The sequence below is a fragment of the Segatella cerevisiae genome, assembly GCF_024054555.1.
In the GTDB taxonomy this organism is placed as follows: Bacteria; Bacteroidota; Bacteroidia; order Bacteroidales; family Bacteroidaceae; genus Prevotella; species Prevotella cerevisiae.
Map to the genome: position 1 here is coordinate 1 of NZ_JAMXLY010000061.1, position 12994 is coordinate 12994.

At 47.5% G+C, this 12994-nt stretch carries 9 protein-coding genes; 5 read left to right on the top strand and 4 right to left on the bottom strand.

Annotated elements, in window-relative coordinates; all coding sequences use genetic code 11:
• Window positions 1-401: 401 nt before the first annotated feature.
• The gene (locus tag NG821_RS11575) at window positions 402-1199 is read right to left on the bottom strand and encodes an amidohydrolase family protein (protein WP_252761816.1); all 798 of its coding nucleotides are present in this window, start codon (window positions 1197-1199) and stop codon (window positions 402-404) included.
• 130 nt (window positions 1200-1329) lie between these two features.
• Between NG821_RS11575 and NG821_RS11580 the strand changes: the two genes are divergently transcribed.
• From NG821_RS11580 to NG821_RS11600, 5 genes are all read left to right on the top strand, one after another.
• Window positions 1330-1665 carry a winged helix-turn-helix transcriptional regulator gene (locus NG821_RS11580; RefSeq protein WP_252761817.1) on the top strand — a complete coding sequence of 112 codons (336 nt, stop codon included), beginning with the start codon at window positions 1330-1332 and terminating at the stop codon, window positions 1663-1665.
• A 271-nt stretch (window positions 1666-1936) separates the two neighbouring features.
• A complete protein-coding gene (locus tag NG821_RS11585) occupies window positions 1937-3286 on the top strand; it encodes a TolC family protein (protein ID WP_252761818.1) in 1350 nt (449 codons plus the stop codon).
• A gap of 2 nt (window positions 3287-3288) precedes the next feature.
• Window positions 3289-4542 (top strand): efflux RND transporter periplasmic adaptor subunit, encoded by a 1254-nt coding sequence (locus tag NG821_RS11590; RefSeq protein ID WP_252761819.1) that lies wholly within the window; start codon window positions 3289-3291, stop codon window positions 4540-4542.
• Window positions 4543-4546: 4 nt separating this feature from the next.
• Window positions 4547-6901, top strand: coding sequence for an ABC transporter permease (locus NG821_RS11595; protein ID WP_252761820.1), 2355 nt, complete (start codon window positions 4547-4549; stop codon window positions 6899-6901).
• Window positions 6902-6922: 21 nt separating this feature from the next.
• A complete protein-coding gene (locus NG821_RS11600; RefSeq protein WP_252761821.1) occupies window positions 6923-7585 on the top strand; it encodes an ABC transporter ATP-binding protein in 663 nt (220 codons plus the stop codon).
• A gap of 95 nt (window positions 7586-7680) precedes the next feature.
• Here the strand turns inward: NG821_RS11600 and NG821_RS11605 are convergent, their stop codons facing one another.
• The 3 genes from NG821_RS11605 to NG821_RS11615 form a co-directional block, all read right to left on the bottom strand.
• On the bottom strand, window positions 7681-9999 hold the full coding sequence (locus NG821_RS11605; RefSeq protein WP_252761822.1) for an outer membrane beta-barrel protein: 2319 nt from the start codon (window positions 9997-9999) through the stop codon (window positions 7681-7683).
• 37 nt (window positions 10000-10036) lie between these two features.
• Window positions 10037-11251: an arginase family protein gene (locus NG821_RS11610; protein WP_252761823.1), complete on the bottom strand. Its 1215-nt coding sequence runs from the start codon at window positions 11249-11251 to the stop codon at window positions 10037-10039.
• 321 nt (window positions 11252-11572) lie between these two features.
• Window positions 11573-12661 (bottom strand): lysophospholipid acyltransferase family protein, encoded by a 1089-nt coding sequence (locus tag NG821_RS11615; RefSeq protein WP_252761824.1) that lies wholly within the window; start codon window positions 12659-12661, stop codon window positions 11573-11575.
• Window positions 12662-12994: the final 333 nt, after the last annotated feature.

Consider the following 12994-nt stretch of genomic DNA (forward strand, 5'->3'; position numbering starts at 1 on the left):
TGATATAGATAGCTGGGATTCATTTTACTATTCTTTTGTTGTGATAAACCAAAGGTAGCAAAAAAACCTGGCTATCTTCTTTTTTAGTCGTATTTTAATTTACACCTACGCATTTGTCGGATGAACCATATTTAAGTGTGCTTTTATTGCATTGAAAAATAGCAGAGATGAAATAATGTTTTTGGGATACCCCAAATGAATGATAAATGTATGAAACAGAACATTAAGCTACTTTACTAACTTTTTAGAGTAGTGCAATATAGTTAATTTATGATACTCATTTTTTTTGCAAAAAAAATTAAAGCTAAACGAGATTAGAGGAAATCAAGTGATCAGATAACAATAGCGGTACTTTCCAGTTGACAAGAAATCTTGTAACAGAAAATACCGCCATCGTTTTATTACAGTTTCAGCAGTCTTGTGATATTGCCACCCATCACCTTCCCCAAGGTCACCTTGTCAGGGCAAACCCTTTCGACCATCTTGCGCATGATCCACATATCGCCATAGGGGTAATCCACGCCAAAGAATGTCTTATCCGGCAGTTCCTGAATGATAATTTTCAGGACCATCGAAGAAAAAGTGGCGGAAACATCAATGAACATATTCGGGTTGCGCTTCACGATATCAATCGTCTCCATCCAGTTGCTGCCTCCCGAATGTCCGATAATGACAGGAACCGACGGATACTTCCGGGCAAGCACCTCTATCTGTCGGATATCTTCCAGCACAAGCGGATTGAAGCAATGTATCCAAAGCGGCAGGCAAGCCGTCTGCGCAGAAACCTTGAAAACATTCTCCATTGACGGCAGAGTCCCGCTTGCCAGGGTAAACTCCCCCAGTCCCAAGATATGATGCTGTGCTATCTGCCCCTCAACCATCTCCTTCATCTCATCAAAGTCCATATCAGGCTGAACCATGCCGAAGCAATAGAAACGGTCGGAGTAACGCTCAACGACATCAAAGAGTTCCTCGCTCGCCTTTTTGGCATGTTCCCTGACAATGGCAGGGTCACCGGAGAGCAGATCCATGAGCCGGTGCATCTCCACCTTCACCCCAGCCTCAGTACTTTGCGACTCAGGGTGAATGCTCGTCCTGAAAAGGACAGTCTTGTCAATACCGGCCTCATCCATACAGGCGAGGTGCTTCTCTACAGGAAACGTGACATGTGAATGTCCGTCAATAATTAAATTCTTCATTGTCTTACATTTATTTATACTGATTCATTTCCGAGATACAAAATTACCGCCTATCTTTGTATTATACAATACCTTACTCCGGGGTACATCTTATAACCCGGAAGTTAGTCATGCTGACAATGAGATCGTTATGCAAAAAGAATTAACTAAGATTAAACCCTGCGAACATCCCTGTCCCTTCAGGACAGTAATGGACAGGCTTGGAGACAAATGGTCAGTCCTCATCATCCTGCTTCTTCAGGATGAAGGGACGTTGCGTTTCGGAGAAATGCTCGGTCGCATCGACGGCATCTCCCTGAAAGTGCTGAGTTCCTGCCTGAAAAAACTCGAAAAGGACAAGTTGATCACACGGACGGCCTATCCTGAAGTCCCCCCAAGAGTGGAATACACCTTGACCCAAAGCGGTCATGGTCTTGTGCCTTATATCCGGCAATTGTCAGAATGGTCACAAAAGAACCTGAAATGAGCGCATCTGACCGCCATTGCCGCAGAACCCTGAGTACGAGTGCCCATTCCCTATTTTTACCCCATCCTATCCGATAACCACCAAATGACAACCGTCAGGAGCGAGCTGTCCACCGACAACCCCCGAGTTCTGTGTCCAGAAATTAGACACCTCTGTCCAATTTTTGGACACAGAACCAGTCCGAGGCAAACAAGCAACTTACTGATTTACAGAGAGATAACATATTTGGCACACCTCTTGCCTCCTATATTGCGAAACAGTATCACAATATATGAAGCGGAACAAACTCATCATCGGCATTCTGATAGGCATGGTAACCTGCCCGGCGCAAGCCCAGGAAAGTTGGACCATGGACGATTGCATGCAGTATGCCGTAGAACACAGTACCGAGATGAAAAAACAACAGGTAGAGATACACAGAGCACAAGACCAGTACAAGGCAGCCGCTGCAAGTTTCCTCCCCACCCTGCAAGCCACAGTGAACGCACAATACAGTTGGGGGCGCAACATCAATCCGGAGGACAACACCTACGGCAATGTCACCACCTTCAACAACTATTATGAACTCTACACGACACTGAACGTCTTCGACGGATTTGCCACCCTGAACGCCTTCAAGCAAGCCAGGTTGGCCAAGCGCAGTTCGCAGACCGCCCTGCAGAAAGCCAGTGACGACAAAGCCATCGAAGTGATGCAGAAATACGTGGACGCAGCCTATGCCAAAGCCTGCATTTCCCTGGCGGAGGAAAAGTTAGATGACAGTCGACAACTCCTGCAGAAGACACAGAAGATGGCAGCACTCGGAGAAAAGAGCCGTCCTGACGTGGCACAGATCGAATCTCAGGTCTCAGAAGACGAGTACAATCTCACCCATCAGCAGAACGTTTATACCCAAGCCATGATCGCACTCAAATCATCCATGAACTTCACCGTGAAGGATACCCTCCTCATCAGCACCTCTTCCGAAGACAGTCAGCCCCGGATAGAAAGCGACGACGCGAACGCGATCTACGACTCGTTCAGGAAATGGTCACCGGAAGTTCTGACAGCCGAGTTCAATGCAGACAATGCCAAGTATGCCTACAAAATCCAAAAAGCAAAAATGCTGCCTACCGTCACCTTCAGCGGCGGCATCACCACCAATTATTATAAAGATCTCTCTCAGAAAGGTGAGTACGAGCCGTTCCACTCCCAAATCCACAACAACCAGGGTGAATACGTCGTACTCACTGTTTCTTTTCCCCTGTTCATGCCCTCGCTGTGGCACAGTGCAAGGGAAGCCAGATCAGACTGGCAGAAGACACAGATCACGCTCAACGAAACCTTCCGGAAGTTGCATGATGATATTGCAATGGCAGTTGCCGACCGTGACGGATACCTGAAGGAGTTGCTGCAGATGCGCCGGAAAGTAGCGTCAGACTCTGTGGCGTGCCTCCTCTCCAGGCGGAAATACGAAGAGGGGATGCTGAGCACTTTTGACCTCCATACCTCAGCACAGACGCTGCTGCAATCACGGATCACACTGCTCCAGATGCAGATGATGTATCTCCTCAAGAAAAAACTGGTGGACTATTATAAAGGCGAGCCCCTCATCGCAGCAAGAGAACAGAAAGGAAGATAAACATGGATATCAAGATCGAAAAGAAGAAGTATGCCATACCCCGCAAATACTGGCCTTATATGGGAGGCGTGATCGTCATCGCCGGGATACTCATCATTCTGGCTACCGGGCATTTCGCCTCAACGATGAATGTAGACCGACGGGGAATCAGCATCTGTAACGTCACCCGACAACAGTTCAACGACTACGTCAGCCTCGACGGCAATGTCGCCCCTATCAGCATTGTGCAGATCAGTCCGGAGGAAGGCGGCATCGTCACAGAAAAAGTAGTGGACGAAGGTGCCCACGTCAGAAAGGGAGACATCATCGTCCGTCTCAGCAACTCCAATCTGGACCTGCAGATCCTGAGCGCCGAATCCGAACTCGCTGAAAAGCAGGACCTGCTCCGCAATACGCAGGTCAGCATGGAACAGGAAGGGATGACCAACAAGAACGAGAAACTGCAACAGGACATGGACATCGAGAGAAAATACCGGAAGTTCCAGCACGAAGCAATGCTGTACAAGGAGCAGTTGATAGCCAAGGAGGAATTTCTGGAAGCGAAGGAAGACTATCTCCTGGCAAAGAAAAAGCATGCCCTCATCATGAAGCAACTGGCAGGCGACGAGCGTTACCGCAAGGCACAACTGGAAGAGATGTCGGATAATCTCGAGAACATGCACAGGAACGTGCTGCTGGTCCGCCGCCGCAAGGAAAACCTGAACATCCGCAGTCAGATAAACGGCGAAGTAGGTGAATTGGACGTAGAACTGGGACAGAATATCGAGCCGGGACAAAAGATCGGGCAGATCAACGACCTGAGCGACTATAAGGTAGAAGCCATGATCGACGAGCACTATATCGACCGCGTGCACCCCGGACTCAAAGCGACATTCCAGCAAGACGGCAAGAACTACAGTCTGACCCTCCATAAGGTCTATCCTGAAGTGGAAGACGGGCGCTTCAAGATCGATTTCACATTCCAGGGCAGGCGGCCTGAGAACATCAGGACAGGACAGACCTATTATCTTGACCTGCAACTAGGAGAGTCGAAACCGGCAGTCATCATCCCCAAAGGAACCTTCTATTCAGTGACCGGTGGCAACTGGATATTCGTTCTGGACAAGAGCGGCCGCAAGGCCTATCGCCGCAAGATCCAGATAGGCCGGCAGAACCCCCAGTACTATGAGGTGCTCGAAGGCCTGGAACCGGGTGAGAAAGTCATCGTAAGCGGCTATGAAGCCTATAAAGACAATGAAGTACTGAAAATAGAATAAGACAATGAGAAATATTCTGAATGTAAAATCTTACCTGACGTTCCTCAGCAGGAACAAGGTGTATACGTTGATCAACGTATTCGGATTATCGGTGAGCCTGATGTTCGTCATCCTCATCGGCGTCTATACCACACAGGAATACAATGTAGACAAGATGCATTCCAAGGCAGACCGGATATACCTATTGGGGTGCAAAGAGGATGATGGTGAAAATACAGATTCTGTAGACGGATCAAATTGGAATATCCAGAAATATCTGAAAAGTCGTTATCCGGAAATAGAAAAGACTTGCGGACTGAGCAAGACAGATGCATTGATCAATCAGCCTTCAGGAGAAAAAGAAAAGGCAAAGTGCCTGTTTGTCGATTCCACGTTTTACCAATTGCTAGACTTTCCATTGACTGAAGGAGACCGCAACCATGTGCTGGACAAACTCAACAGCGCAGTAGTTACAGAAAATTTTGCAAAGAAACTTTTCGGCAATGCGAATCCCCTCGGCAAGGTGATCACCTACAATGACTCCATACACCTGGTCGTCACAGGCGTAGCCCAAGAGATGAAAGGATCATCCATTGACAACGCTGACATCATCGCCAGATACGAGAATATGAAGAACTTCAATCCTGCAAGTATAAACGAAGGGTTGCAGAATTCGACAGGGGCAGAAATATTCATTCTGACTAAACCGAATACACACCTGGAAAACAAAACAAACGATATGAAGCGGTATTTCAAGACTTTTTTCTGGCTCTACAGGCTACCCGACACAAAAGTGACCCCACTGCTGATACCCTTCAAAAAATTGTATTTCTCTAACATCAGTTCAAGTAATGAGAATACATTACGAGGGGACAAGAACCTCGTCAACATCCTCTTTGCAGTAGGCGTGGTGATCCTGCTCTTCTCCATCATCAACTATATCAACCTCACCATTGCACAGGCCGGCAGGCGCGCACGTGAGATGGCCACACGAAGACTTCTGGGAAGCCAGCGAAGGGACATTGCGCTGAGACTCATCCAGGAAAGTGTCGTCCTCTGCTTCATCTCTCTGGTCATCGGCATATTGCTTGCTCTCGCAGCTGCACCATACGTCGAAAAACTCTTGGATACGAAACTCTATATGGGTGCCCTGTTCACACCCGCCCATCTGGCCATCCTGCTCTTGCTCATGCTGCTCACCGGCATCCTTTCGGGCATTGCCCCGGCGCTCTTCATCTCCAGGGAAAAGCCAATAGAGGTGGTACGGGGAACATTCCTCCATCAGACGAAGATGGTATTCAGCAAATTCCTGATCATCTTCCAGAGTACGATCACAATGGTACTGACAGGTGTCTCCCTCACCATGGTGCTGCAGGTGCACCACCTGACGAAGGCACCATTAGGTTACCAGAGGAACAACATCATCGGCATCGATAATCTTGTGGGTGACAGTGCCAAGTCGGCAGCTTTCCTCAATACCGTCAAGCAACTTCCATGTGTCAAGAACGCCTCTGCCTGTTGCGGGTATCCCCTGAACAGAGGCAACAACAATACCCTAATTTACCAGGGCAAATCCATCAGCTTTCAGATTTTCACCGTGGACGATCAGTTCATGAAAATATTCGGCATCCCCATAGAGCAGGACTACCACCTCGACGACGAGAACGGCTGCTACATCAACCGGCAAGCCTATCGGGAGCTGGGGCTGAAACCCGGTGTCCGGCATATCAGTATTCCTAATTATAACCTGGACATCCGCGGCATCTTCAGGGACTTCCATATCGGAGACATAACGGAAGAGCAGCATCCAACGCTGATTTTCGTCAAGAAAGCCCTGTCCAGCCCCTGGAACTTTGTCATACAAGTCACCGGCAATCCCGTGGAGGCCTACCGGCAGATACAAAAGGTCTACAAAGACGTATTCCACCTCGACCTAGATTCCGACCACCCCTTCATTGACCAGCAAATCGAAGAAGCCTTCGACCAGCAGATCAGGATGTCAAAGATCATCTCGCTCTTCGCCGGGATCGCCATTCTGATCTCCTTGCTGGGACTGGTTGCCATGAGCACCTACTTCATACAGCAACGCAATAAGGAGATCGCCGTGCGCAAGGTGTTCGGGAGCGACAGCCGGCAGATGCTGGTCAGACTGGTACGCACGTTCCTGTCCTATGTGCTGGTTGCCTTCGTCCTGTCCGTACCGGTCATCTGGTACTTCATGAGCGACTGGCTATCGGGATACAGCTACCGCATCGCCCTCAGCCCCTGGATATTCCTCGTCTCAGGACTGTTCTGCATGGCCATATCAATTTCGGCAGTGTTCATCCAGAGCTACAGGGCGTCCCACGAGAACCCCATCCTGCATATCAAAGAAAACTAAGCATAATAAATTCACTAAGCTATGATAAAAGTAGAAAAACTTTGTAAGTCGTTCCGGACAGAAGACGTGGAGACCATCGCATTGGACGATGTCTCATTCGAAGTAAAAGACGGCGAATTCGTCGCTGTCATGGGACCTTCAGGATGCGGGAAATCCACCCTCCTGAACATTCTGGGACTCCTCGACAACCCTTCCGCCGGCAAATACTGGCTGGACGGGAAGGAGGTACAGGATTTGAAAGAGAAGGACCGGACCAATGTCAGGAAAGGCCAACTGGGATTTGTCTTCCAGAGTTTCAACCTGATCGACGAGTTGAATGTGGAGGAGAACATCGAACTCCCCCTGACCTATCTGAACGTGAAGGCCTCCGAACGCAAGGCGCGCGTCAGGGAGATCATGAAACGGATGAACATCAGCCACCGGGCGAAGCACTTCCCCCACCAGTTGAGCGGCGGCCAGCAGCAGCGTGTCGCCATCGCCCGCGCAGTGGTATTTCACCCCAAGATCATTCTGGCCGACGAACCTACAGGCAACCTCGACTCCAGAAACGGCGCGGAAGTGATGCGGCTGCTCACAGAACTGAATCAGGAAGGCACCACTATCGTCATGGTCACCCACAACGACCGCGACGCCGCCATCGCACACAGGATCATCCATCTCTTCGACGGAAAGATCGTCAACTGAATCCAGTTGTATCAGTAGACTGCCCAAGCAGACAGACCGAAGGAATACTGGGCAAAGATTCCACACGATCGGAAGGGGAGACAATCCCCGAAAGACTACAGTCTGGACTTCTCTGTCTCTCCCACTTCAGAACCCTTATATTTACTCTTGCCTACATTAAACTTATAAGATACCGTCAACTCGATGCTGCGGCTATCATAAGTGTTGAGTTGGTAGAGTTGCATTTTCTGATTATAAAGCAAATTCCCGTCACGCTGGCCTTTGAGGATATCATTAGCCTTCAGTTGAATGGTCAAACGGTCATCCAACAGAGACTTTGACATCATCAGATTGATGGTGGAACTGTTTTTATTGAGATAGACATTCCGGTAATTCCCTTTCCCCTGGAACGTCACCTGAAAGTTTGCCACCATCGATTTCCCGAAATTAAAACTGTTGTCAAAGGTCCCGAAGAACAGCGGTTTGTCAAGATTGAAATTCCCCATATCCGTATCCAGTCCCAGCCACTGCTTACGTACGCCAACGGTCAGTTGGGGACTATAATACCCGAAATGAGGCGCAAACACCAGTGCTGCCGTCATCAACTTCAGGTTTTTAAGGTTCTTATAAGAGATCTTTGTGATCGATTCATCTTCAGGGACCTGTTCGCCCCAATAGACAATCGCATGCTTGACATCATTATAACTCAAATTGAACTGCAGCCAACTATACATGCCCTGCAAGGTGATGTCATGGATATATTCCGGGCGAAGCAGGGAATTTCCGCTCTGCCACGTAAACCGGTTCTCGTAAGTCACGTTATTGGACAACTGGCGGTAAGTAGGACGCGTTGTCTTCGTCGTATAACTGAGTTGTGCCTGCAACTGCCCCACCTGAATGCCCCAAGAAAAACTCGGGAAAAAGTCACTGAACTTGCGGCTCTGATCTTTCATGAGGTCTTTGTTCTCATAATAATCAAATGAAGAATGCTCGTACCTCAGTCCTGCGGTAAAGAGACCGACAGGAGTGACCTTGCTATAGTCTACAAAAGGGGCGATGCACTGTTCTTTCAACTGACTGAAAGTGGAAGGTACGATCTGCTGCGGATTGATATAGTCGTCATTACGGTTGGTATTGGTATATTGAGCCCCCATATCAAAGTCACCCCCGAAGAGAGGATGCCCCAATACCAGTTTCAAGACAAGCAGTCTGTTGATGACATGGCTGTCAGAAGTCACCAGCCGGCTCTCGGAAGAAGCACTCACCTCGTCCGTCGCCGAATGGTGTCTGATCTGACTGAAAAGATAATCGGCATTGAAATTGACGGACGTCTTCCCCTCCTGACCCATGAAGTAAGTACTCAACTGATGAGAAGGGCGGTAATGGGCAATGTCATTGACGGAAGAATTGAGTTTGTCATAATATTCGCCATTGGCCGTCACATCACTCGACAGATTGGAAATATCCTTTCCCTTGGGGCTCAGCGTAACGATATACTTCGCGCCGATAGAGTTATGGGGATTGAAGGCATAGTCAAAGCCCAGCGTATTCTCGAAACTCTGGCTCCTGTCTTTCTCATTGTCGAAATTGTTCTCCTGCCAGAGCGTATCCGCATAGACCGTCTGCCACATGCGGCTCTTCTTATGAAAGTTCTCCAAAGAATACTTGAAGTTATCAAAGAGTTCCAGCGACTTATGCCTATAGGTCACGGCAATTTTCTCATCCAGATCCGTATTTTCCGACTGGTTATAATCAGAAGTCATGTCAAATCCCCAGCCATCACCCGTCCGGCGTATCGTCTGGATTTTGAGGACAGACTGGACCGTAGCGTCATATTTGGCGCCGGGAGAGGTGATCAGTTCAATGTTCTTAATATTCTCCGATTTCAGGTTATCCAGTTCAGACGAGTTCTGGACCTCCCTGCCGTCAATATAGATCTTAGGGGTGCCCTTCCCGAAGACCGTAAACCCATCTTGAGTCTTTTGGATCATCGGCACATGAGCAATCACGTCGTTGGCCGTCCCCGACTTACTCAAGACCGTATTCTCGATATTGGTCTGGATACCTTCCGCCGTGACCTTGAAAGACGGGCGGGAAGCCTTGACGACCACCCCCTTCAGGTTGACCTCGTCACTTTGCAGCGTAATGCGCGCCAGTGAGCCATCGGCAGGATTGACATATTTCGTCTTGTAGCCAATGGAAGAGAGTTTGAGAATGTATTTTTTCTGAGGGACAGCAAGGGAGAAACGGCCGTCAGCATCAGTCACCGTTCCCGCTATGAACGAAGAGTCGGCAGCGTCCTCCATGACGACGTTCACAAAATCGACCGGCGCGTTCTGATTGTCAACGACAACCCCTGAGACAGGACCACTCTGAGCATATATATCATCAACTACCGTAAGGACAAGAAGAAGGGTTATCAGTATTTTTTTCATTTTACCTTATATTAAAATTTATGAGTCAGCACGCAGCCTACAGTTTTATAATACCGAGAATATAAAGGACCAGTTGTGTCGCCAGCAAACTGGTCAGGTTCGAATGGTCCAGGTTCGCATTGACCTCCACCAAGTCGACTCCGATGACATGCTTATGGGCTAATATTTCCTTCAGGCATATCAGCGTTTCCCTATATTGTCCGCCATGATTGATCTTCGAGGCAGTACCCGGGGCGATCAGCGGATCAAAGTAGTCAATATCGAAAGTCAGATAGACGCTCTCCTCCCTGTCTACGATGTCTTGGTATGCCGGAGTCCTCTCCCGGATATCATTCAAGGTAACCGTTTCGATCTTCCCGCACTTCGCCTTATACGGTTCCCTGACACCAAACTGGACAATATGGTCGACAGACTTCTCTTTGGCACAATAGTTCATCACCGTCGCATGATTCAGCAGACTCACGCCAATGCTGTCATACATCGACAAGATCCGGGAGTTCTTATAATCCGCATGAGCATCAAAATGGAAGATCTCAAAGTGCTCATGACAGCCGCATAAGGCGTGTATGATCGGATAAGTGACGGAATGGTCGCCACCGACGACAAAAGGAATATTGCCATGTGCAACAACCCTCTCCATCACCTGGCCCACTCTGGTATAATAAAGCGTGTTGCTCTCCCCCTGATGATAAAAGATGTCCCCCAGATCCCAGATCTTCTTGTTTTCGATCAGATGACAGAAGTTCTTATAATCAAAAGTCGGATCGACAAATTCTACGCGGAAGGAATCCAGGTGATCCGCCAGTCCCTTACAGGAGAGAGCACAATAGATAAACTCCCGGAAAGAGCCGGGGAAATCCTTCGTCCCCGTGTCAACGGCATTACCCAACCCAAAAGGCGCGCCGACCATCAGGACACTGTCCTTGGGGAGAACATTCAGATGAACTGCAGGGACACCAAAGAATGTATTGCTCACTCCCCGGACATCAATCAGAGCATCCTTGCTGTCATTCAACAAGATCTTATGATTGAAAAGGAACACCATAAGCGCCTTGACATCCTCCTCCTTGATCTTCTCCTTTCCAAAGAAATCAAAGACAGAAGTTGAAGACTGTGGCTTCTGACATCTGTCGAGCAAGGTTTTCACCAAGGCATCCACTTTGACCGATTGACCCGATAAGAAATTAGTGACCTCATAGAGGTCGCCTATACGGTGATAGACCAGGGCTTTTGATGTGACAAAATATTCCATAATGACCCGTTAGCGAAATGTATTTAGAGCGGACCGGACAAGAATGAGTTCCACACGATATCAGATGGTGCCATGCAGGAGCGTCGGTGTACCGGTTTCCGATGAATCCGACAAACGATTCTGCTACTCCCCCGCAAAAGCCCTTATCCCTATGAACCGGTGCCATAAACAAACCTGACCGAACAGGTTGTACATCCAATGAGAACGTCACTTTGTGATTCTGTTATGCAAAGTTAGCAAAAAAAAAACATGTGCAACCTTTTCGCCCGTTTTCCTTTCAATTTTAATTCATAAAAGAGATAATACCAGTCTCTCTGTTGTTCAATTAACCAATATATTATAGTTCAGCAAATCCTCTATCAGAGTCGGTTTGCCGATAATGTCCCGGATTTCCTGAAGAGAAAGGGATTCCTTAGACTCCAATATTTTAAGGATCAGCCCAAAGAGAGTATCACTCATTTTGATCAACACATTATTGTATCTGTCATAAAGGTAATTGACATGATCTTTTATAATAGGGGCAAAACGACTCTTATTAAAATGGAACGAGTTCCCGGTTATGGTACTGGTGTCAATGACCGGTCGGTCTCTAAGATAAGTATCCGCATACAGCCATCCTTCCCATTGCGGAAGATACTCTGATATTGCACTTTTGAAGGTCTCCCATATCTTACACGTTACCGCTTTCTCATAATCATCTATTCCCCCAGTGCGCTTGAGATGCAACACCGGCAGATATTTGATAAAAACCTGCTGCTGCCCATCGACATACGAGTATAAAGGCTGAATGTCAAGATTGAATTTATAAGAGAAAAAACCTAAACCTTTCCTGACATAAAATACTTTATTGAAGAAATCAACAGGTTGGAGTTTATCGTCCTTGCGCTCGATCCCCCCTATTCCCGAATTGCCGTCGATATAAAACAATAGGGAATAGCCTTTCTTCACGTCACGGAAGAGTTTGAAGAGTCCTGCAGGTTCCTCTATATTCACGAAATGGAGGTTGGCACTTCCAGGTTTTATGGCCTGATCGAAGCAAGCCTCATACAGCCCTCTCTGTTGCTCGAATACCCTTCTGGTAACAGGAACGCAAATACTGATGCCCTGACTGACCAGGAGATAAATGATGCTGGTATAAAGTCCGATATGCAGGGTCACGTAGATAGCCTGCTTTGGTGCCTTCTGCGGTTGAATGACATGGGCCCATGAAGGAAACTGTTTCAGTTTCATGAAATCGATATTCTGCTGATGGATCTCCATAAATTCCATGAACGCCTTCTCATCGACATCAATTCCGAAAATCTTCCTGATGTTAGCCTGGAACCGGAGGTACCGTTCACGTTCAGGATGCGAATAATCCTGTGCTATCGTCTGATAACAATCAATGATCCCTTTGCTCAATTCCACCATTACAACTTTCTTAGTTTAGAATACATACTGGTAATCATCATGACAACCCCAATCATTGAAATCAGAATGACAGAAACTCTGTTGATAAGTGTAAAATTGATGGTGTTCCACTCAATTCCCTTATAGGTGACTACCGCTATTTCTATCAATTTATAAAAGATAAAAAACCTGAAGAGCCAGTTGCCTATCAGATAGAACAGTAAAGGTTTATATGATTATCCTCAATTGGGTGATTAATAATTTTGAGTATTCCCCGATATTCATTACCTTTGCATCAATTATCAAAACCTCGTCAAAATGAAACTGATAGAATTTTCAAAACGCTTCCCCGAT

Excerpts from the sequence above, each read along its gene's own strand:
- NG821_RS11575 (WP_252761816.1), bottom strand. The coding sequence starts at position 1,199 with ATGAAGAATTTAATTATTGACGGACATTCACATGTCACGTTTCCTGTA.
- NG821_RS11580 (WP_252761817.1), top strand. The coding sequence starts at position 1,330 with ATGCAAAAAGAATTAACTAAGATTAAACCCTGCGAACATCCCTGTCCC.
- NG821_RS11585 (WP_252761818.1), top strand. The coding sequence starts at position 1,937 with ATGAAGCGGAACAAACTCATCATCGGCATTCTGATAGGCATGGTAACC.
- NG821_RS11590 (WP_252761819.1), top strand. The coding sequence starts at position 3,289 with ATGGATATCAAGATCGAAAAGAAGAAGTATGCCATACCCCGCAAATAC.
- NG821_RS11595 (WP_252761820.1), top strand. The coding sequence starts at position 4,547 with ATGAGAAATATTCTGAATGTAAAATCTTACCTGACGTTCCTCAGCAGG.
- NG821_RS11600 (WP_252761821.1), top strand. The coding sequence starts at position 6,923 with ATGATAAAAGTAGAAAAACTTTGTAAGTCGTTCCGGACAGAAGACGTG.
- NG821_RS11605 (WP_252761822.1), bottom strand. The coding sequence starts at position 9,999 with ATGAAAAAAATACTGATAACCCTTCTTCTTGTCCTTACGGTAGTTGAT.
- NG821_RS11610 (WP_252761823.1), bottom strand. The coding sequence starts at position 11,251 with ATGGAATATTTTGTCACATCAAAAGCCCTGGTCTATCACCGTATAGGC.
- NG821_RS11615 (WP_252761824.1), bottom strand. The coding sequence starts at position 12,661 with ATGGTGGAATTGAGCAAAGGGATCATTGATTGTTATCAGACGATAGCA.